The following is a 23,425-nucleotide window of genomic DNA, read 5'->3' on the forward strand; positions in this document are numbered from 1 at the left end:
GCTGCTTTTCAATGTCTTACTTATTTAATTCCAGGCCCGATCTCTTTCGTTGGAGACGTTGTCTGACTGCTGTCAGCCGGGGATTCCTGTGTTGCATTGCCGGCACTCTGTCCATTCTGTGGTGCATTGCCAGCGTTCTGTCCGTCCTGTGGTGCACTGCCGGCGTTCTGTCCATCCTGTGCAGCACCTTCCACCGGTTCCTCTACCTTAGTGCAGACGCCGTTTGCGTCGACGGTATAATCGACACCGTCAAAATCGAGGGTAGTGGAAGCCGCCATCTTGCCGTCAGCAGGATTTAAGTAGTAGAGCTGCCCGTTGATCTCCGTGAGACCCGTGACCATGGCGCCGCTGCCGTTGAAATAGTACCATGCGCCGTCAACATCGCGCCAACCAACGGTCATCTTTCCGGAAGAGGTGCTCAAGTAGTACTTTGCGCCGCCGTCCTCCAGCCAGCCAGTCTGCATTCTGCCATCCTGGTTTAAGTAGTACCAGTTTCCGTCCGGATTGATCCATCCGCGGGCCATATCGCCGCCCTGATTGAAATAGTACCATGTGCCGTCCAACTGCCGCCATCCGGTAGCCGCCGCGCCGCTGTCGGTCAGGAAGTATTTTTTATCACCTTCCGTATGCCATCCGGTCACCATGGAGCCGTCGCTGTTTAAGAAATACTTTGTGCCATTCTGATCCAGCCATCCGGTAGACATAATACCTGTATCCTGAAGGAAATACCATTTTCCGTCCAGCTGCTTCCAGCCGGTAGCCATCTTTCCAGAAGCCTCATCAAGATAATAATACTGATTCATCTGCTGAAGCCATCCCGTCTTCATGGTACCGTCGTTGTTTAAGAAATAACGCGAGCCGTTATCATCCAGCCATCCGGTACTCATCGCACCACTGGCATTGAAGAAATACCATTTGTCGGAAAGCTGTTTCCAACCAGTCACCATGCGTCCGGTCGTGTCGTCGAGATAATAGTTAAGTCCCAGCTTCTCCAGCCACCCGGTAGAAGCAAGGCCTTCGCCGTTCATATAGAACCAGCCGGTCCCGTCATTGATCCAGGCGTCCTTCTGCATCTGATAGTTCTGGTAATAATACGTCTTGTCCCCGATGGTCCTCCAGAGATTCCCCGGGAGATAGGGAGTTAAGTCCTTGTAAAGGAAATTGATATCAACATTACCGCTGATGCCCTCGATGGATCCGGTGCTGGTAGCCTGCCACATGATCGGATCGGAGAAGTTATGTTTTACCTCGTAGCGGGCCACCCACACGTCATAGTGCATGTTTGTCATATCGATCTTATTGGCCAGCCAGTAGTCGTTGGCATAGACCATGGGATAATACCCGGCCGCCTCCACCCGTTCGCAGAAGGTGTTGATGATCTCCGTGACCTGTGCTGGCGGAAGAGAACCCAGTGTGGAGCTGTCCTCCGCGTCAAACGCGATTGGAAATGAAATCGGATAATCCTTTACCAGATCGAGGACGAAATCCGCCTCCTCCACAGCCATCTGCGGTGTGGTTGCCAGTGAATAAATGTAGGCGCCGACCCGTACTCCGGCATCGGAAGCCTCCTTCACATTTTTGTGGAAATAGGGGTCTACCGCCCCTTTTGACCGGGTACCCAGCATGACGAATTCCACATCGTCAGCGGCTACTGTATTCCAGTCAATATTGCCCTGCCACCGGGATACGTCGATTCCTCTTGCCACGACGCCGTCGATCACGGTTCCATCCAGCATCTGATAATACCCGTTTACCCGTTCATAGCCCGCAGCGTAGGCGGGCGGGGCGGAGTACAGGAATGCTCCTGAACAGCCCATGACGGCGCTGAGCGCTGCCGCCGTAATTCTTCCAGTAATTCTTCTGTGTTTCAAAGTGTCAGCCTCCTCATCCTTGCAGTCAGTTGTTCCGATAAAACTACGATTAAAACTACGATGGGTATCCGCGCCGAAGTGCAGATACCCACACAAAACCTTTATTTCCGCGGTCAACGAGCCAGGTGCCATGCCTGCATGAGCATTAGGCGGCTGCCACGGTGTATTTAACTGAATTACTCTGCCTTTTACGGCAGTATGTCTGAATCATCTATCAGCCTGGTCCGTTTGTGAGTCCCGGTGCCAGCTGGTAAACACCGTTGTTGGAGGAAGAGCCTCCTGGGGCATTGCTGCCTCCCGGCGAGCTGCTGCCGCCTGGTGTATTGTTATTGCTGCCCGGGGCGCTGCTTAAATTGCCATTCCCCGTGGAAGATCCTCCGGGGCCTCCGGAAGTATTGGTGTTAGTATTGGTGTTAGTATTGGTGTTGGTACTGGAACCAGGCACGTTCGTATTATTCGTTCCGCTGCCAGGCGCCGATACATTGCCTCCTGTGCTGGGCGCGTTGGAATTGCTGTTTTGGTAAGCGCCATTGGAAGCAAATGTATAGCTGACTCCATCAATTGTCAAAGTCGTATTAGCTGCCATCTTGCCGGTAGAAGGATCGAGATAATAATAGACACCGGAAAGCTGAATCCAGCCTGTCATCATATGGCCTGCATCATTAAAATAGTACCAGGAGCCTTCAAGTTCCTTCCAGCCGTGAGCCATCTTACCGCTCGAAGTATCCATATAGTACTTATTCGTACCATCGCTGAGCCAGCCCGTCATCATCTTGCCGAGAACGTTCTTGCTGTCTGAGTTCAGATAGTAATACTCTCCGCCGATCTGCTGCCAGCCGGTCAGCATCTTGCCGTCACTTCCAAAATAGAACCAGTCGTTACCGATCTGTCCCCATCCCAGCGTGCACTTGCCGTTTTCCTTAAAATAGAACCAGCCGCCATCCATCTCGCGCCATCCGGTAGACATGGTGCCGTCGCCCTTCATATAGTAATAATCATCACCGATTCTCAGCCAGCCCTTCACGAGAACACCGGTGTCATCCATCAGGTAATAATACTTCCCGCCGTCTTCCACCCATTTCGTTGCCATGGCTCCGTTGGAACGGAAATAATACCAGTTATTATTAATCTGTTTCCAGCCTGTCACCATGTAACCGGTCGAAAGATCCATATAATAATAAGTACCATCAGTACTTTTTGCCCATCCTTTATGTACAGACCCGTCCGCGTCCATATATTTCCACTGTGAGCCTTCCTGCTGCCATCCTGCCGCGGCCCACGCGGTGCCAGCCGGTATTAAAGTCGCGCTTCCCACGAGTCCGGCCAGGAGTAACGCAGTCATTGTTTTCCCACATCTCATCCTAATCTCCTCCTATTCTTACAAGATACGACATCACATATAAATTCATTATATCACAGGAGGCCTTATAATGCATAAAAAAATTATTACGATTTGCGGACAAATTTCCAAAACTCATCCAATATCCCTGCATTTTTTATAAAAATGCTTTGCATACCGGTACATTATAATCGTATATTCACCGAATTCTTCCCCCAAAGATGCCTTATACACAGCCCAGAGACTCCACAAAAATCCGCCAAGCGCCATATGTGCGTAGACAGAGTATCGCTCATCCAGTGACGGTTCCCGCTCCAGATATACCCGGATCAGGCGTTCTGTCTCCTCATCCGTATAATAGGAATAGATCGCGCACATGGCCACATCCACCAGCGGGTCGCACATACCGGCGTATTCCCAGTCGATCAGACGGACCCCACCGTCCTCCAGCATCAGGAAATTATCGCCGTTGTCATCGAGATGAGAGAGAACCTTCCGGCGTCCCATGGAATCCAGGCGGTCCATTAATTCTGTCATCCAGCCATGTACCTTCCCATAATCCTCAAATGGGATGTCCCCATGCCTTCTGCAAAGGTCTTCATAAAAATCAATCCTCTCTCTCATATCAAAAGAGTGTTCAACCGTAAGACCGGAATTATGAAGGCGGCGTACAATTGCCATACATTTTTCCATCTGCTCCCAATTGCGGGGATCCGCATTATTTGCGCCATCGTAATACTCCGCGATCTTATATCCGGTATTCCCGTCAAAATAAATGATCTTCTCCGTAATACCGAGTCCGGCTACCACATCATATACTGCCTTTTCCTGTCTCCGGTTAATAAGAAGCTCGGTTCCCGGCCCAGGAATTCTGCAGATATAGTGGCGGTCCTTTACTTTAAATAGAAACGATTTATTTGTCATACCCGATTTTAAGCATCTGATTTCCGTTATTTCCGACTCAGGCACTTTAAAAACCCGGGCGACCAGCTCCATGGCTTCATTGTCAGAGTGACGCTGATATTTGATATCAAATCTCCGAAGCTCCTCCAGATTTTCAAATTCGTACACCTCATCCTCTGGTCTCCGGTTTATGTACATATCAATGTCGCCGTGAGCCTCCTTAAGATTTGGAAGGCGCTTTGCCGCCTCGCCCGAGAGCATATCCATATAGACATTTTCCCAGTAAAACTGTTCTGTCCCTGGAAGTTCATAGTAGGCCTCAAGAACCGGAAGGAACTTCTCAGAAAATTCCTTTGAGAAATAAGAAGGTCCATACATAACCCATTGATCGATGCCGCCAACCGATACGCTCCCGATTCTGCCTTTTTTATTGTAATCGAGGCACCACTCCGAAGTTTCCCCTTCCATAAAAGCAGAAGAGTACCAGGCGCCGCCCTCATAGGCGTGGTACATGTTATGCCGCATCCAGTTGTCAGAAGAGAGCACATACATATTTCTTCCCCGCAGGACCTCCCTGGCGCGGTAAATGGTAGTCAGTGTATTTTTAGAAGAATATTCAGGATTATATAGAAGCTTCACATCATATTTATCAATCAGGTATTCAAATTTCTCTTTCAAATATCCCACGACAATTGTAATATTCTGTACGCCGACCTCATGGAGCTGGCGAATCTGCCGCTCGATCATTCGCTCTCCAAAGACTTCCAGCAGGCCTTTCGGCATTTCGAAGGTCAGAGGGACAAAGCGGGATCCAAAACCGGCGGCGATAATCAGGGCCCCGTCAACCTTATACTGTTTCAGAAGCTCCAGTCCGGCCGGGAGCAGCTCATACGCACCGCCCACACCGGCCAGGGCAATGAGCTGTTCCGAAATACATTCCTTCACAAGATTATTGGCCGTTCCGAGAGAGACATCCAGTGCCTGAGCTAATTCCCTCTGTGTGATTGCCGGGTTCTCAAGAATAGAACGGCAGATGATTACATTACGATTCATGATAGATACCTCCGTGGTTAATGATCATATTTTAGGAAAATGCATATTGTAAAAAGAAGATGTTTGATGTTCAAAAATATAGATATATTAGTATATGTGAACATTATAGCATAATTGTGTGGAAATGCAAGGTTGGAGTTGGTGGGGAAGTGGGGAGGGAAGGGAAGAGGAGACGGAAGAGAGGATTTCGAAGTGGCGCACGACTTAGAAAGGTGTGCCGTTAAATGGAGTGGGATTTTGAAAAGTATTATATATAGGTAAGTTTAGTATTATTATCAAGCAGATGCGTAGGCAGGAAGCTTGTAGTTGGTGGAGATTTAAAGTTAGGTGAATCTATTTGTTAAGTAGTATGGCATTTATAATCTGATGAAATAATTTGTGAGGGATAGATATAAAATAGGAGAGTGGGGGGAAGATGAAAGTAAATATGGGGAAGAAAGAGCGGTTTACGAAAAAAAACAATGATGTAGAAAAAGCAGTAAAGGTGGTAAAAGCAGTAAAAGCATAAAAGCATAAAAGCATAAAAGCATAAAAGCATAAAAGCATAAAAGCCTAAAAAGCAAAAGCCTAAAAGTATATCTAATCAGATATTCGCAGCCTCTATTATTAAGCCCCTATCACTAATAGCATTATTGCATTATTAATAATTGAAGCATATCATGAAAGTCCGTTATCATAATAATGCAGATATGTATATTGGCAATATAATAAGAGATCATGCTATTAAGATTTCAACAGTATGTCCTATTATGTGAAGCAGTTAAATACATGAAGTAATTTAAGAGAACTAGGTGGATATATTTAAATATGGCTGGATTGTACTAATGGGAGTACAATATGCCGCAGAGGCCCGTTTTTCGTAAAGATTACGTAAGAAAATGCACAGAGAAAAGTTATAGCATTTTTGAAAAAATTATATTATACTGTCAGTGTGATGGAGGAAATGATATTTTCCTGGTGGAATTGTGAATATTTATTACTTTTTGAAAAATATGCAAAAAAAGTGAAAAAAAGTATTGATAATTTCCCTTATAGGAAGTATAATTACCTCGTAATGCAATTAGGAATTTCAAAAAGTATTTCAAAAAGAAAAAGGAGAGTGCATTAATTATGAGAAAGCAGACAAAATTAGTTGCAGTATTATCTGCAGCAGCTCTGTTAGCTGTCGGCGCTTCCATGACCTCTTTTGCAGCAACTGGCTGGCAGGAAGAGAATGGCGAGTGGGTTTATTATAACAAAGACGGCGATCAGGTAACAGATACTTGGGCAAAATCAGGAGACGCTTGGTTCTATTTAAACGGTGATGGAGTTATGGCAACCGACGAGCTGATCGATGATGGTACAAACTACTACTATGTAAATTCCAACGGTGCTATGGTAGCTAATGGCTGGGTAGCAGTTGAGAACGAGAATGCAGGCGACACAGACGAGCCAGATGCATACTGGTATTATTTCCAGGCAAACGGCAAGGCTTATAAGTCAACTGGTTCCGCTTCCTTTAAGACAATTAACGGCAAGCAGTATGCATTTGACAGCGAAGGCAAAATGCTTTATGGCTGGGTAAATAAAGAAGATGCTACCAGAATCACAGGTGATGACGCTTGGCAGTCAGGCGATTACTACTGTGGCGACGAGAACGATGGTGCTCGTGCTTCAGGCTGGATGAAGCTTTCTGTTATTAAAGATGATGAAGATAAGAACTACTGGTTCTACTTCAACCCATCAAATGGCAAGAAGTATGCAGCTGATGATGCTACAAAGTATGCAATCAAGACAATCAACAGCAAGAAATATGCATTTAACGAGAATGGTGTAATGCAGGATGGCTGGACTGATAGCGTTTCTACACCTGATACAGCTACTATTTCCGGATATCAGTATTTCAACGGCGGAGACGAAGGCTGGAGATTACAGAAGGGCTGGGTTAAAGTAGTTCCGGAAGAGAACGTTAACAAGAGCGCTTATGATGATGATTCCACAAAGTGGTATTATGCTGATGGTAGCGGCAATGTATACTATTCAGTTTTAAAAACAATTAACAACAAGAAATATGCTTTCAACGAAAAAGGTGAAATGATGAGCGGCCTTTGGGCATTAAATATTCAGTCAGACGGAAAGATTCTTCCTGGTATGATTGAGATTGATGATGCTGGTAAGTTTGATACAGCATATGCAGCATATAAGAAAGATAAGAATATTGCAGTATATTACTTCGGCAGTGGTGATGATGGTTCCGCTAAGACGGGAAATCAGACTATTGATGTTGATGGTGATAACTATTCTTATACCTTTGGAACAACTGGTGTTAACAAGTACAAAGGAACAACAGAAACAAAGAAGACTCTTTTAGTATTAGGCCGTAAGATCAAAGCTGATAAGGATTACAGATATCAGTCCTTTGGCGAGGATGGCAAATTAGTTGATGGTAAAGTAGACGGTTACTTAGTTAACACTTCTGGTTCTATCATGAAAAAGAAAACTAATTTAAAAGATGCTGATGGTATGTACTATTGTACAGATGCTGATGGTAAAGTAACATACTTCGGCGGGGAAGCAAAAAAGTAAATTCGTAAATTTCGATAAGAAATTCTAATTGCTATTGGAGGATATTCGACAAATCTTAAATGGTTTGTTGAATATCCTCTTTATTATACAATCGTTATGCTTTACCTTTTATACTAATCTGGTACCAAAAAGAGTGTCAAAGTGTACAATAGTACACTTCAACACTCCAGGTTAAATCTATGGCAATTAGAATTTCTTGTTGCAAATTAGAATTAGCTTTCTACAAAAACAGCCTCGATCTCTTTACCACTACCAATCTTGAAGCAGCGATCATCACCGTCTTTTGCTTTATTCTTATTCTTCTGAACACTACCAGAAGTATTTACAAGTCTGTACTGTGTAGTTGCAGTATCTGCTGCGGACTCCTTCACATTGTAGTACTCATCGTAATCATCATCTTTTCCTGTCGGAATTGAAGAAGTTGCATCAACATCATCAAGGAACTCTTCTGTGCTTAAGCATTCCAGTGCAGTAATTGTGCCACTCGCATCCTTCGTGATTTTAATAACGGAATACTTATCATCCTTAGATGCCTTTAATAACATACCGCCTAAATAATACTTATCATCATCGATGCCCAGTTTACCAGCACCCTTGGAGCTGCCAGACTTGTTGAATAAGAAGGAATAATCCTCACCATCAATGGTTACGGTCTGCTTTCCAGTCTTCATAGCGCCGTCATCGCCGGAACCAAAGTAGTACAACTTATAATCTGCGCCGTATAAAGCTGAAACGTTATCTTTGAAGTTGTCTTCTGTGTCGAAATGCATGTTAGCAACACCATCATCGCCCTTGATTTCGTCAATCTCAGTTGTGCTGTTTCCAACAAACTTAATTGCCTTCAGGCCGCTCTTCATTACGCCATAGGAGTCAAATGCATATTTCTTTCCATTGATTGTCTTAATTTCGGAAGCAACTAATTTTCCATCTTTGTCAGAGTAATACCAGTTGTTCTCATCATCCTCATAGTCATCTGGGCTCAAGTAAGAATCCGGAACTACCTGGAACCAGCCTTTGGTAACTCTTGCACCATCTTCAGGATCTCCATAATATCTGTATCCGGTTGTATAGGAGGCAGAGCCTGCACTGGCTGTAGATGGCGTAGCATCCCAGTTAACCCATTCTGCATTCATACGGCCATATTCATCAAAGCTGTACTTTCTGCCGTTAATGGTCTTGCCCTTTTCGTCGGTCATTTTCTTACCATTAGTTTTGAAGTAGAAATAACGAGTCTGGTCTTCATCATCAAACAGGTTATTGCTGGAAAGTCCTGTATCTATGTCATCCCAGTTATTATCGGTAATTTCAAGATAAGCCCACTCGCCAACTTTCTGAGCACCATCATTTTCATCACCACAGTAATATGTGCCTTCACGCCAGTCATCGTCTCCAGTTATTCTCTGACCGTCTGTATCGATCCAGCCATAGAGCATTTGAGCCTCGTCATTAAAGATGTATTTCTTGCCATTGATAGTCTTAAATGAAGCACTGTTGCTGTTTGAGGAGCTCTTGAAAGCTTTTCCGTTGGCACCGAAATAATACCAGTAGTTTAACGGCTCATCTCCGTCATCCCCATCATAATCTTCATTTTCAATGGATACCCACTGATTGGTAACCATGGCGCCGTTAGCATCTACATAATAGTAATTACCGTCGTCATCTACCAGATAGTCTGTAGCCATTTCTCCGTCTTCATTAAGCCAAAACCAGTTATTGCCTGATTTTGCCCACTGTTCTGTTACTGCATCGCCATTCTTGTCATAATAAACCCATGTACCATTTTCTTCCTGCCAGCCAGTTGCTGCAAGAGATGTCATGGAAGCACCGATGGCAAGCAGTGCTGCTGCAGATAATACTGCAACTAATTTTGTCTGCTTTCTCATAAAAATGCACTCTCCTTTTTCTTTTTGAAATACTTTTTGAAATTCCTAATTGCATTACGAGGTAATTATACTTCCTATAAGGGAAATTAGGTGGAAGGAGCGTGTAATAAACAACTGATTTTATTTGATATATAAAAGTTTTGTATTTAAAGTACAGATTATATTTATTTACACAAAATCTATTATATGATTAATATTACTTTTATCGAATGTATATTAATTTCTTATCATGTATATTTATTAGCTTATAATAACACATTAATTCTAGTATTTTTGCAATATTTAGATATTACAAGCAAGCCTATTATGCTAATATTATAATAAGGCTTGCTCTTAAATACTTTAATCCATACTTTATTAGATTCATTACAGGCCTGTCGACACAGAACAAGTGCCTGCAGCTTATTCCAAATTATAAAGTTCTTCAAGGCTAAAGAGTTTCATATACGTCTGCGGTTGAGAAGCTAAATTTAATACACTATTGCTAAATCCCTTTTTCGAATATAAAATATACCCCTTATTTGAATATTTGGGAAAAAGTTCAGAGCGCTGGATCAATAATTCCGCCGTATCCAGATCAATAACCTCATTTCGATATTTACATTCGCCAAATACCGCCGTTTTATCAATATCATTTATGCCCAATATATCAATTTCTTCCTGCCGTTTCAACAACGGATTATTTCCCCACCATCTGCCCAACTTTAATATTTCATAAGGTAGTTTTTCCTGTGCATTAAGCTTAGCCAGATGTTGGAGGCACATTTTTTCAAATACTTTTCCCATATAATTTTGTAAATCGGGAACAATGATCTTTTCATAAGCCCTTTCTGGTCGCCCGGTATTAATTAGCAGCATACATTGTGGTACATAACGATACCAGAAACGAAACATTTGGTCCGCCAAAATATAGCCGGTTTTCTTCTTATTATCTTCTTCTGTAACAGCACTTTCTTTTTCAACCAATGCCAAAGAGATTAATGACTTAAGGCATGTGGAAACATTTGAATTTTCCATCTGTACTTTATTGGATATTTCATTTAATTTTGTTGCCCCTTTCGCAATTGCTTCTACAATTGCATTATAATTGGCAGGTTCTTTCAATTCCTGTTTCATTAAGTTTGCCGGTTCCTCGTAAAGATAGGCATTAGGATTCAAGTACATTTCCAAAATGTTTTCTTTAATTGAAATAGAGTCATCGACCATTTCCAGATATTGAGGAACTCCGCCTGTAATGCCATAGACCAAAGCCTTTTCTTCTGCTGAGTAACGGGGAACAAATAAAGAAGATTCATAGTAGTCTAAAGGATCCAGACGAAATTGAGCGGTTCTTCTTCCATATAGGGGACTTTGATATCCCAGGACCTGATTCTCCATAAAGCTCATAGACGATCCACATAAAATAAGCATAATATTACTATTTTTCCACTCCTGGTCAATCATAGCCTGAAGAATCGAAGAAATACTTTTATCTGCCTGAGCCAGATAGGGATATTCATCAATAATAAGTAATATTTTTGATTCTTTTGCTTTCTTTGTAATATACTGCAACGCCACTCTGAAATCCTTAAATGATGGCATCATTGCCGCCTCTTCTTCACCTAAAAAGGCCAGGTAGATAGAGGTGCTAAGAAGTTCTAAATTAATGGCTATACCGGCCTCTACCGCAGTCATATAGACGGCTGATTTATCTTTCATAAACTCCTGTATCAATCGGGTTTTACCTATTCTTCGACGTCCGTAGATAACTGCCATTTGAAACGTGGATTTATTATATAACTTATTTAATTCATCCAATTCGATTCTTCTTCCAATAAACATATAATTCTCTCCCTTTACTATTAGACAGTATACTATGAGCACATATAGTATATCATCTTATAGTAAAACTTTCAATACATAATTATTCCACCATTTCTTTTAAATACATGATGTTTGTTTTTTATAAAGCAAATTATTAATACAACCATTTTTATATTTATTCACGAAAAATAATTATATAATAATTTAATTTAAAAATATGTGTAAGACAAATTTTAATTAGTATTTAATTAAAATAAATAAAAAAGCTATAATATTGCTGTTTTGTCAAGACTTATTTCCTCCTAATTTCCCTTATAGGAAGTATAATTACCTCGTAATGCAATTAGGAATTTCAAAAAGTATTTCAAAAAGAAAAAGGAGAGTGCATTTTTATGAGAAAGCAGACAAAATTAGTTGCAGTATTATCTGCAGCAGCTCTGTTAGCTATCGGTGCCTCCATGACCTCCTTCGCAGCTCAGGGCTGGCAGGAAGAAAGTGGTACATGGGTATATTACGATAACGATGGCTACAAAGTAAGCAACGAATGGAAGAAGTCAGGAAATAACTGGTTCTACCTTAATGACGACGGAGAGATGGCAACAGAAACTCTGGTTGAAGACGGCGATTATACCTATTATGTTGATGAAAATGGTGTTATGGCTGCTAACAGATGGGTACAGGTAGCTAATGATGACGATAACAGTGACGATGCACCAGCAAACTACTGGTATTATTTCCAGGCATCTGGAAAAGCATATAAAGCTGGCGACTCAACCTCCTTCAAGACTATCAACGGCAAGAAATATGCTTTTGATGATGAAGGAAAAATGTTATATGGCTGGGTTGATGGCACATCTAACAGAATAACTGATGATGAAGGCTGGAAAGAGTCCACTACGCTTTATTATTGTGGTACAGAAGATGATGGTGCACAGAGAGTTGGCTGGTCACAGATTCATGTAATTAATAAAGATGAAGATGATGAAGATCAGGACTACTGGTTCTACTTCAAAGCAAATGGTAAGAAGCTCTTTGCTGAAGATGGAGATTCCATTACCAACAAAACAATCAACGGAAGAAAATACGGCTTTAATAGCTGGGGCAAGATGGTATCTGGCTGGACAGAGGCTACTGCTGGAGAAATCCCAACTGCTTCTAATTACCAGAACTACAGCACTTCTGAAGATGGTTCCAGAAGAAAAGGCTGGTTTAAGGCAGTTCCAACAGATAAGATTAACAAAGAAGCAAATCAGGATGATGAAGAGAAGTGGTTCTATGCCAACAATGATGGCTATTTAGTAGTAAATCAGTTAAAGACCATCAATGGTAAGAAGTATGCATTCTACGACAAAGGTGAAATGTTAAGCGGATTATATGCTTTAGGCGTAGACGATGATAACTTGATTTGGGGTGCAGAAAAGATTGACAGTGAGTCTAAGGTTAAATCCTACTGGGCTCCGAAGGAAGAAGATGCTAAGGCTGGTATTCCGTTAAGCGACGAGAGAGCCACTTACGTAGATGAGAATAACATCAAATTAAATGTTGATGTATATTATTTCGGATCTTCTGACGATGGTTCTATGAAGACTGGAGTTCAGAATGTCGACGTAGATGGTGATACTTATGCTTACTTCTTTGGTAAGAGTGGCAATAACAAGGGTAAAGGATTTGGTTCTACAACTGTAGGTAATTATTCCGATACGGTACTTGGTGATGGTACAGTTGTGAAAACCTTTATCTACGATAAGAGCGCAATGTATGTTCAGGGTAGAAAGATCAAGGCTGATAGTGATCTTAAATACGAAGCATTTGACGCGGTTGGTGTTAAAGTATCAGCAAGAAGCGAAGGATACAAAGAAGAACCTTTATTCTTACTTAACTCTTCAGGTTCTCTGATGAAGAATAAGAAGAATGTTAAAGACGGTAATGACATGTATTACTGCACAGACGGCGCCGGAAGAGTTACCTACTATGGTTCTGAAAAATGTGACAGCAAAGATGGCGTTAAGCATGACAAGAACAACATTCACTAATATTTGATTAGAAATTCTAATTGCCAAAGCGGACGAAGATTATTCTTCGTCCGCTTTAAAAGGTTAAAGGAGATTATATGAAAAAAGTTTATTACAAATTAACTGCAATTTTTTTTGTTTTTTTGATTACAGCAGTTTTTAATATATTTCCAGCAAAAGCCGAGGCCTTAATAGGTTCAATCAAATATCCCGATGTACCAATAATGGCCAGTGACAGCAATGCATCACTGCAAAAAGATATTGATAAGTCTGAAAACACTCTTATTAATGTATCGCCTGCAAATATAGTCTTTGACATCCATCATGAGCTAAATAATACCTATAACTTACCTCAACCAATTAATGTGGTTATTGGATTGGACAATCTAACCGGCACTAAAACTAATATTCACTTTGAAATATCAGATAATATGACAGAAAAATTGTCAGTTACACCAGTTTATTTTGATACAATAGAGCCAGGAGAGCAAGTCAATATTCAGGTTGCATTTATTGATAAGAATTTGGATACATTGAATAAGCCGCCGCTTGATAGCGGATATATTAATATTTTATCAGAAAACGAGATATTGGGTCAGATTCATGTTACTTATTGTATTGATGGATTTTATGACGAACATTATACTAACAATATTGATCGTTATTCTGGGACAAAAATTCGAATAGGCGGCAGTTTTTATAAAAATATTGGAAATATAAATCTTAGAAGTTCAATTCCACCTATTATGACTATTTCATTTACCCCCTACATTTTAGATATAAATAACGTGCCTAATGATATGGGGGTAGAAGTTAACAATGATTCACTCGGGTGTATTTTATTAAATGAAAACGGAAATTTCGAATTTACAGATCATACGTTTGATCAGAGTATTATTGATGGAAATAAAAAGGTAACCTTTCAAATACAGATGAAACAATCCGTTTTTGATGATATAAAGGAAAAGGCTAAACAGAACCCCAATGCTTACAATGGTAACTATCTATTATCTGACTTGGTGTTTGAATTTAAGGATGGCTGCCAAATGGGAGGGAGAATCTCTCCACTTCCATTAGTATATAAAATAATATCAGGATCATACAACGATGGTGAGGGTAGCTCTGGTGGTGGTGGAAGTAGTTCTGGTGGTGGAAATTCGGGCGGAAGTAATAATAGCAACACAAGTAGTGGCCCCGGTATAGATAATACCTTTACTTCTAATGAGTATAATACCATTGAAAGCAATGATATTGGCTGGCGACAAAGCGATAATGGATTATGGCAGTATCTGGATCCAAATGGTCGATTCAAGACAGGCTGGTTATGGGATCCGGTAGGTATATGGTATTATATAGATAATACAGGCAATATGGTCACTGGTTGGGCTCAAATAAACGACATATGGTATTTATTGCGTCCTGATGGATCCATGGTAACAGGCTGGGCATTTATAACAGATAAGTGGTACTATTTTAATCGGGACGGTTCTATGAAGACTGGATGGTTCCAGGATACTGATAAAAAATGGTATTATTTACAAGACAACGGTTCTATGGCTGCAAAGGCGCTGACACCTGATGGGTTTTGTGTGGATGAAAATTGGGCTAGGGTAGACTGAAATAGTCCAGATATATTATTAAATGAGTAAGTGTTCTCTATAATATTAAAGAGGCTATCGCGGAATAATGCGATAGCCTCTTTTCGGCAATTAGAATTTCTAAATCTTACTAAAAGAGATATTATTTATGTTTTGGGTTATTACAGGTATAAACTGTACCATCATCTCTCTTAGTACCACATTTAGTCTCATCATAACCAGTTACATGTCCCTTAGAGTCTGTACAGTAATAATAATCATCTGTATCTTTCAGGTTCTTCTTATTCTTCATAATAGAACCAGAAGTATTTACTACATATGCACTGTCAACTCCTACAGCAGCCTTTGGATTATCTAAGAACTTACCTGTTGTAAGATCATAAACCTGATATCTCATATCAGAATCTGCCTTAATTCTGAGACCATTTACATAAAGAACATCATCAGCTTCATTTAAACCACGGCCCTTATTAGAACCGGTTTTGCCGAATGAAAATGCATAAGAATCTCCGTCAATGTCAACATTCTGGTTACCAATCTTCATAGCACCATCACTACCTGCGCCAAAGTAATAAACATATACGTCGGTGCCAATCGTGCAAGGCTTTCCGTTATAACCATCAAATGTTAAAGAGCCATCTTTTAAATCATCAACTAAATCAGCATCATCAATAGCCTTATTTCCAACAATGTCAGAACTGGAAGTCATAGCCAGTGCCTGAACGCCACTAAGCATTTCACCCTTATTGTTAAAAGCATACTTCTTGCTATTGATTGTTTTGATCTTAGATTTAACAATATCACCGTCATTCTCTGCATAGAACCACTTTGTGCTGTCATCATCATAAGCGCTCTTATTTACATCTTCTTCAGGAACTACATTAAACCAGCCTTTAGCTCTCCAGCCCTGTTCTGGTAAGTTGAAGTAATGATAGCTGCTAACAGATGCTGCATCATCAGATGCCTTCGGCATTGCCCACTCAGATACCATCTTACCATATTCATTAAAGCTATACTTTAAGCCGTTGATTGTTTTGCTCTTTAATTCACTGGCATCAGTAGCTTTTACTTTCTTTCCATTGCTGGCATCAAAGTAGAAGTAATAACTCTGATCAGGATCATCCTGGCTGTCATCTACGACATCAATCAGAGCCCAGCCGCTAGCCTGAGCACCATCATTCTCATCGCCACAGAAATAAAGTCCATTTGTCCAAGCATCATCACCTGTCTGACGTTCAGAAGACTCATTTACCCAACCATACAGCATTTTGCCTTCGCTGTCAAAAGCATATTTTTTACTATTTATGTTCTTGAAGGAAGTTTTTCCGCTAGTCGGAGCTTTGTATGCTTTACCGTTACTCTGGAAATAATACCAGAAGTAATCAGGATCATCATCGCCATAGCTATCTTCATTTTCAACCTGAATCCACTGATTAGTAACCATTGATCCATTTGCATCTACATAATACGTGTAGTCATCATCCTCGATGATTGTATCAGTGGCCATTTCTCCATCACTGTTTAAATAAAACCAGTTGTTACCTGATTTCTGCCACTGATCACTTACCTGATAACCATCCTTGTCATAATAAACCCATGTACCATTCTCTTCCTGCCAGCCCTGAGCTGCGAAGGAGGTCATGGAGGCACCGATAGCTAACAGAGCTGCTGCAGATAATACTGCAACTAATTTTGTCTGCTTTCTCATAATTAATGCACTCTCCTTTTTCTTTTTGAAATACTTTTTGAAATTCCTAATTGCATTACGAGGTAATTATACTTCCTATAAGGGAAATTATGGGCAGCATTGGAAGGTGCGGAAATACGTTGAAAATCTGGGAATAAAAGTCGCAAAAATTCATAAAATCTTAAATAATATCCCAGCTTTTTCATGAGGGATGCGGTTGCGGTATCTGAGTTAAAATGTTATACTGTGTAATAAAAGTAAACCATAAATTGATGATTTATGGTAATATGCAGTATGGAGAGGGATAACTATGTCGTCAGTAAAAACTGATAAAAGAAAGAACAGCAAAAGCGATTCTGCACTTTTATCGCATACAATAGATACTTTTACATTTTTGATTTTATGTTTGTTTCCGCTTTTTGTAATGGATCGATATTATAATATACTACAGGCCAAATATTATTTTTATATTGGCTCGGTGGTCCTTTTAGTGGTGGCTGTTATTTTTGCCGGTTGTTTAGAACATAATAGGTTGGAACAGTATTTTACTTCTTTTAAGTGGAACGAGTTCATAAAGAAATTTTCTGTCACTGATGTCGCATTGCTGGTCTTTCTAATCATCGCGGGTATATCAACGATAAGTTCCGATTACGTATATGAATCTTTTTGGGGAAATGAAGGGCGATATTCAGGGCTCTTCTTACTCTGTTTGTATGGTGTGGCGTATTTTTGTGTTACCAGATTAGGGAAATTGAAAACATGGTATTTGGACGCATTCTTAATTGCAAATCTACTCGTCTGTATATTTGGGATTACTGATTACTTTAAGATGGACCTTTTACATTTTAAAGTGGGAATGCTGGAAGAACAGAAATTTATGTTTACCTCAACGATCGGTAACATTAATACGTACACAGCACTGGTAGGGATGGTGACAGCAGTATCGGCAGTACTGTTTGCTGCAGAAAACAAATGGAAAAAAAAGTGTTTTTATTTTGCAAGCCTAGTGATTAGTTTTTTTGCCTTAGTAATGGGAATCAGTGATAATGCCTATTTATCATTAGCAGCTTTATTTGGCCTCCTTCCACTTTATCTGTTTAAAGATAAGAAGGAAGTGAAATCATACTTAATGATGCTTGCTGCCTTTTTTTCGGTAATCCAATGTATTGATTGGATCAATGCTGGAATGGGTGACAGGGTACTTGGGATTGAAAGTGCCTTTAATATCATAGTTAAATATGATGGACTGTTATCGATTGTAATACTCCTTTGGGTTATTTGTATTATTGTTTATGGACTAGATTATGCAAATACAAAAAAGAAAAACCAGGATGCAGATATCCACATTCATGATTCTGAAGGAGATGAGAAGAAATGGACCGGGTGTGGGGTACTGCGGATAATTTGGCTGGCGATAGTGATAATCTGTATTTTAGGAGTTGGATATGCATTATTTGATGTTAACGTCCAGGGGAATACGGAACGATATGGAGCTCTTGGTGGATACCTGCTGTTTAATGATGACTGGGGGACTCACAGAGGCTACATATGGCGTAATGCTATGGAATGCTTCGAACAGTTTCCAATGATGAAAAAAGTATTTGGCTTTGGACCTGATACTTTTGGAATTGTTTTATTAGATAAGACGCAGGGGAATATATATGGTCAGATTTTTGATAATGCTCATAATGAGTATTTACATTATCTTATTACTGTAGGAATAACAGGATTAATTGCGTACCTTGTCTTTATAATCTCTTTCATAGTTCGAGTTATTCGTAAAGCTGGAAAAAATCAATATATCGCAGCGGCATTTTTTGCAGTGATATGTTACAGTACGCAGGCATTTGTCAATTTGAACTTACCGATTGCAACTCCGATTATGTGGATGTTTTTAATGCTGGGAGAGTTGGGGATAAGAGAACACTGCAGACAGGTTGGAAGTAAGGATAAAGGAAAATGAGAAATTACGAGCAATATAAGAGGCTGATAAAATTATTTTCATCTTCTGTGATCGTACTGCTGGAAGTTGGGGCCTATTGGATTGTATGGCACCGTTATTACAATAATCTTATAATAGCCCCATTTTTTAGACGGGGCAACTGGTTAATGGTAGCAGTATACGGAATTCTTTTACTATTTTTCCTAAAAACCTATGGAGGCTTGAAGATTGGCTTTTACAAGACAGGTAATGTGATATATTCACAAATACTGTCAATTATCTTTGTCAATATTATTACGTACCTCCAGATCGCATTACTTGCGTTAGGTTTTCCGCCGGTAGGAGTAATGTTTCTTATGACGTTGACTGACGTTATATTAATAGTTTTATGGGCACTGATTTTTCAATCTGTATATGAGAAGATGTTTCCTAAAAAGCGAATGCTGCTTGTATATGGAGATATTCCGGCGTTCCATTTACAGGAAAAGATTAATTCACGGGAAGATAAGTACCAGATATGTGGAGCAGTACATATCCGAATTGGTATAAAACGGATTATGGAAATGGCAGAAGATTATGATGCTGTAATTATCGGAGATGTTCCATCACATGAAAGAAACTGCTTAATGAAGGAATGCTTTGGGTCATCAATAAGGAGCTATACGGTTCCTAAAATCTCGGATATTCTTTTGAGTTCATCGGCTGAGTTAAATATTTTTGATTCGCCGTTATACCTTTCCAGGAACGAGGATTTAAAGGTTGAACAGAAGTTTTTTAAAAGGCTGATAGACATACTTTTTTCCTCTTTGGGGTTGATTGTTACCTTCCCATTCTGGGCAGTTATTTCCTTAATGATTAAGTGCTCAGACCGGGGGCCTGTGTTCTATAAGCAGTTGCGCTTGACTAAAGACGGAAAGGTCTTTGAGATCTATAAATTTCGAACAATGGTACAAAATGCAGAAGAAGATGGCGTCGCCAGATTGGCATCAGAATCTGACGACAGAATTCTTCCCGTGGGACGTTTCCTCAGAATGACCAGATTAGATGAACTTCCCCAGTTAATCAATATATTGAAGGGGGAAATGTCAGTTGTAGGGCCACGTCCGGAACGTCCGGAGCTTGCTGCTGAAATTGAAAAAGAAATTCCGGAATTCGCCTATCGCCTTAAGGTTAAAGCTGGCTTAACAGGATACGCGCAGGTATATGGAAAGTATAATACGACTGCGTATGATAAGTTGAAGCTCGATCTTACTTATATAAGGAAGTATTCGGTTTTTCTGGATTTGAAATTGATTCTTATGACTCCTAAAATTATGCTTTTGAAAGAAAGTACAGAGGGAGTAAAGGAAAGTCCGGCTGAACAATCTGCCAGAGAGGAAGCGGCAGCGTCAAGCATAAAGGATTGATTTAGGATCATATGGTTGTTAATGGAAAAAATGTAAGAAGTAAATTGACACATTTTGTTTGAAAAGTTGATTAATAAGAGATTAGGTGGTATACTATCCGAAGGTTTAGGTCGCATAAGCGCGATTATGGGAAGTACCACAGAAAGGGCTTAAATGGCTGATATCACGCAAGAAAGTACACAGACAGACTGTATTCGGGTTCTGCACTTTGTTTCCACTCTGAGCCGTGGAAGCGGCGTTATGAGCGTCATAATGAATTACTACAGGCATATAGACCGGGATAAAGTCCAGTTTGATTTTTTGCACTTTATTGCCTGTGAGGATTCTTATATGGAAGAAATCCGGGAATTAGGCGGAAAAATCTACTGCATTGACAAGCCAGGAAGTTCTTTTCAGTCCATAAAGCAGCTGAATTCATTTTTTCGGTTACATGCCGGAGAATATACCTGGCTGCATAACCATGAAGTGTATTTGACATTTTTGCTAAGGCCTATAGCTAAAAGATATGGATTGGAAAAGTTTATTGTTCACTGTCATGCTACGAAGTACTCAGATAAGACGCTTAATGCAGTGAGAAATCGGATATTGTGTCTGCCGATTCGTCTTATGAAAGTAGAGCGATTTGCATGTTCAGAAGCGGCAGGAAAGTTCTTGTATGGCGAGAAAATGCTGAAGGCCGGGAAGATTTTTATCATGCACAATGCGATAGATTGTGAGAAGTTCCGTTTCCGGCCTGAGGTGAGGGAACGGCTCAGGAAAGAGATGGGGCTGGATGGAAAGTTTGTGATTGGACATGTGGGGAGATTTGAGAGGCAGAAGAATCATGAGTTTTTGATTGAGGTGTTTGCTGAGGTGAAGAAGCGGAGGCCGGAAAGCATATTACTATTGGTGGGACAGGGATCGCTGGAATCCAAGATAAAATATTTGGTTGTTGAAAAAAATGTTGAAAAAAATGTTGTTTATTTAGGACAAAGGGATGATGTCGGAGATTTATTGCAAATAATAGATCTATTTCTACTTCCATCAAGATTTGAAGGACTTGGAATTGTACTTTTTGAAGCACAGACAGCTGGAATTCAGTGTATGGTCTCTAATTACGTTCCGAAGGAGTCTTCGTTAGGAAATGTAATGTATCTGCCATTAAAAAATTCAAAGTTTTCCTGGGTTAATGGTGCTTTAAAAAAAATTAAAACTTTTGATAATGATCTTTTATCGCGTAGTATAGTTTCTGATAACGCAATTCAAAAAATGAATAAAAAAGGCATAACGCTTCAGCAACAGGCGAAAAAACTGCAGCGTTTGTATCTGGTTAATTAAAAATGAAGGTCCAAGTATTAATGTCCACTTATAATGGCGAAAAATATATTAAAACTCAATTAGACAGTATTTTAGCTCAAGATTACGAAGAGATAGACCTCCTCATCCGTGATGACGGTTCTACCGATTCGACGCGTGAGATTCTGAGTGCATATGCAAAAAAGTATTCTAGCATTACCTGGTACTCTGGGAAAAATATAGGGGTACAGAAAAGCTTTTTTGATTTAATTTTGAAAGCAAATTTAGAAAGAGACTATTACGCCTTTGCTGATCAGGATGATAAATGGTTGCCTGGGAAAATTAGCAGGGCTGTTTCTATATTAAAAGACTATTCAAAAAGTATGCCTGTATTATATTGCAGTGACAAGGTAATTGTAGATGAAGAATTACAGCCAATAAAAGTTACAGTTAGTCGAGTAATGAAAAAAACAAGTTTTGGAAATGCGTTAGTACAGGACATGTGTACTGGTTGTACTGCTGTAATGAATAAGAAATTATTAGATATTATGCGTGTAAGAATACCAGAGTTTACAATTATGCATGATTGGTGGTTTTATCTAACAGCTACATGTTTTGGCGAGGTGTATTATGATAAAGAAAGCTATATACTTTACCGTCAACATGGAAGCAATACTTCTGGTGCAATGATAAACAAAAACAATTTATTCCGTTATAGACTTCAGCAGTTATTTAAGCCTAGAGGTGAAATTTACTATCAAGCGTCTAATTTTTTAACAGTGTTTGGAAATAATGATTTGTCTTCCAATAACCAAGATATCGATCTTCCTAAGATATCGATAGAAAACATGAAGCTTATTAAGGATTTACTTAAATCGCGTCAAAAATTCTTATACCGCATAAAGCTTACACTAACCTCAAAGTTATACCGTCAGAAAGTGCTAGATAATATTATACTAAAGTTTATTATTTTAATTGGCAAATTATAAGAGAGAGTTTAAATGAAGATACTTTATTTTTCCCCGTTGGCATTTCATGATTTAAAGCAACGCCCCCAAGAAATTGCAGAGGCATTATCAAAACGACATGATGTATGGTATATAGAGCCAACCATTAGTTATATTGGCACTCTTAAAAATAAAGCACTTAGTTGTTATACGGACAGCTATGATATATCTCCTACACTGCATATACTGAAACTGGATGGGCGATTTTCGCTTCCACTTCGTATGCAGTTTATGGATCCACTACGTATAAATACAATATTCGAAAGAAGACAACTTTCTAATCTTCTGAAAACATGTGATATGATCTGGATTGGTTATGAGGTATGGCAAAGACTATTACCTTTAGATGTGTCTAAGATGCTTGTATATGACAAGATGGATGATAATGTTAAATTATCTTCTGATAGTATCATAAGGAAATATCTTACTAATTGTGAAAAACAATTACTAAAAAAATGTAATCTAATTTTTGTAACAGCCCGGCAATTTCTTGATCGAATGCAGGCATATTCTAATGTGTACCTTGTACCAAATGGTTTTCAATATCTGCAGCCAATGCATGCACAACAAGTATACCGTACCAGTAGAAAAGTATTTGGTTATATAGGAAAAATTAGTCATTGGTTTGATACTGAGGCTGTAAAAAGATTGGCTGTTGCGAACCCCGATTGCGACATAATTCTGGTTGGACCATGTGATATTTCCAAATGCAAGATGCCAAATATAAAATATGCAGGTACAGTGCCTAAGGAAGAGGTGCCTGACTGGATTTGTTCTTTTGATGTCTGTCTCTATCCTTTTAAACAAACAGAACTGTTAGATACAATTAATCCTGTGAAAATATATGAGTACCTTGCCTATAATAAACCGGTACTTGCTGTAAATAGCAACGAGATACAAGAATTTAAAAAACTAATATACATATACGATACTTATGATGAAATGGTCTCAATGTCTCATAAAAAACTGAACGTTCCATTTAAGTCTGAAGTAGAATATAAAAATTTTCTGGAACAGAACAGCTGGATCACCAGAGTAGAACAAATAGAACAAATAATAAACGAAGTTAAGGAGTCTTAAA

14 protein-coding genes are annotated in these 23,425 nt (G+C 39.7%); 8 read left to right on the forward strand and 6 right to left on the reverse strand.

Going from position 1 to position 23,425, the window contains the following annotated elements; genetic code table 11:
- Positions 1-20: 20 nt before the first annotated feature.
- The 3 genes from M1L66_RS04530 to M1L66_RS04540 all read right to left on the reverse strand — a co-directional run bounded on the left by M1L66_RS04530 (position 21) and on the right by M1L66_RS04540 (position 5,166).
- Positions 21-1,871: a GH25 family lysozyme gene (locus M1L66_RS04530; protein WP_434691244.1), complete on the reverse strand. Its 1,851-nt coding sequence runs from the start codon at positions 1,869-1,871 to the stop codon at positions 21-23.
- Between the two features lie 214 nt (positions 1,872-2,085).
- The gene (locus M1L66_RS04535) at positions 2,086-3,231 is read right to left on the reverse strand and encodes a cell wall-binding protein (RefSeq protein WP_434691247.1); all 1,146 of its coding nucleotides are present in this window, start codon (positions 3,229-3,231) and stop codon (positions 2,086-2,088) included.
- Positions 3,232-3,345: 114 nt separating this feature from the next.
- A complete protein-coding gene (locus M1L66_RS04540; RefSeq protein ID WP_434691250.1) occupies positions 3,346-5,166 on the reverse strand; it encodes a phosphotransferase in 1,821 nt (606 codons plus the stop codon).
- A gap of 1,110 nt (positions 5,167-6,276) precedes the next feature.
- On the opposite strand from M1L66_RS04540, the gene M1L66_RS04545 reads away from it, so the two are divergent.
- Positions 6,277-7,731, forward strand: coding sequence for a hypothetical protein (locus M1L66_RS04545; RefSeq protein WP_187022974.1), 1,455 nt, complete (start codon positions 6,277-6,279; stop codon positions 7,729-7,731).
- 212 nt (positions 7,732-7,943) lie between these two features.
- Here the strand turns inward: M1L66_RS04545 and M1L66_RS04550 are convergent, their stop codons facing one another.
- Both M1L66_RS04550 and M1L66_RS04555 read right to left on the reverse strand, forming a co-directional pair.
- Complete coding sequence (locus M1L66_RS04550) at positions 7,944-9,614, reverse strand: cell wall-binding protein (protein ID WP_187022975.1); 1,671 nt, start codon at positions 9,612-9,614, stop codon at positions 7,944-7,946.
- Positions 9,615-10,016: 402 nt separating this feature from the next.
- Positions 10,017-11,435, reverse strand: coding sequence for an ATP-binding protein (locus tag M1L66_RS04555; protein WP_187022976.1), 1,419 nt, complete (start codon positions 11,433-11,435; stop codon positions 10,017-10,019).
- A gap of 374 nt (positions 11,436-11,809) precedes the next feature.
- Here M1L66_RS04555 and M1L66_RS04560 point away from each other — a divergent pair, with 374 nt between their 5' ends.
- Positions 11,810-13,450, forward strand: a complete 1,641-nt coding sequence (locus M1L66_RS04560; protein WP_434691254.1) for a hypothetical protein — start codon at positions 11,810-11,812, stop codon at positions 13,448-13,450.
- A gap of 77 nt (positions 13,451-13,527) precedes the next feature.
- Positions 13,528-15,048 carry an N-acetylmuramoyl-L-alanine amidase family protein gene (locus M1L66_RS04565; protein WP_434691257.1) on the forward strand — a complete coding sequence of 507 codons (1,521 nt, stop codon included), beginning with the start codon at positions 13,528-13,530 and terminating at the stop codon, positions 15,046-15,048.
- A gap of 121 nt (positions 15,049-15,169) precedes the next feature.
- Here M1L66_RS04565 and M1L66_RS04570 read toward each other — a convergent pair whose 3' ends face one another.
- Positions 15,170-16,735, reverse strand: coding sequence for a hypothetical protein (locus tag M1L66_RS04570; protein WP_187022979.1), 1,566 nt, complete (start codon positions 16,733-16,735; stop codon positions 15,170-15,172).
- A 289-nt stretch (positions 16,736-17,024) separates the two neighbouring features.
- Here M1L66_RS04570 and M1L66_RS04575 point away from each other — a divergent pair, with 289 nt between their 5' ends.
- The 5 genes from M1L66_RS04575 to M1L66_RS04595 all read left to right on the forward strand — a co-directional run bounded on the left by M1L66_RS04575 (position 17,025) and on the right by M1L66_RS04595 (position 23,424).
- Positions 17,025-18,677: an O-antigen ligase family protein gene (locus M1L66_RS04575; RefSeq protein WP_187022980.1), complete on the forward strand. Its 1,653-nt coding sequence runs from the start codon at positions 17,025-17,027 to the stop codon at positions 18,675-18,677.
- Positions 18,674-20,062, forward strand: a complete 1,389-nt coding sequence (locus tag M1L66_RS04580) for a sugar transferase (RefSeq protein WP_187022981.1) — start codon at positions 18,674-18,676, stop codon at positions 20,060-20,062. The genes M1L66_RS04575 and M1L66_RS04580 overlap by 4 nt, the downstream gene beginning before the upstream one ends.
- A 240-nt stretch (positions 20,063-20,302) precedes the next feature.
- A complete protein-coding gene (locus M1L66_RS04585) occupies positions 20,303-21,379 on the forward strand; it encodes a glycosyltransferase (RefSeq protein WP_434691260.1) in 1,077 nt (358 codons plus the stop codon).
- Between the two features lie 20 nt (positions 21,380-21,399).
- Positions 21,400-22,326: a glycosyltransferase family 2 protein gene (locus M1L66_RS04590; RefSeq protein WP_187022983.1), complete on the forward strand. Its 927-nt coding sequence runs from the start codon at positions 21,400-21,402 to the stop codon at positions 22,324-22,326.
- Positions 22,327-22,338: 12 nt separating this feature from the next.
- Positions 22,339-23,424: a glycosyltransferase gene (locus tag M1L66_RS04595; protein WP_187022984.1), complete on the forward strand. Its 1,086-nt coding sequence runs from the start codon at positions 22,339-22,341 to the stop codon at positions 23,422-23,424.
- Position 23,425 lies beyond the last annotated feature (1 nt).

Source organism: Hungatella sp. SB206 (assembly GCF_051132295.1).
In the GTDB taxonomy this organism is placed as follows: Bacteria; Bacillota; Clostridia; order Lachnospirales; family Lachnospiraceae; genus Hungatella; species Hungatella effluvii.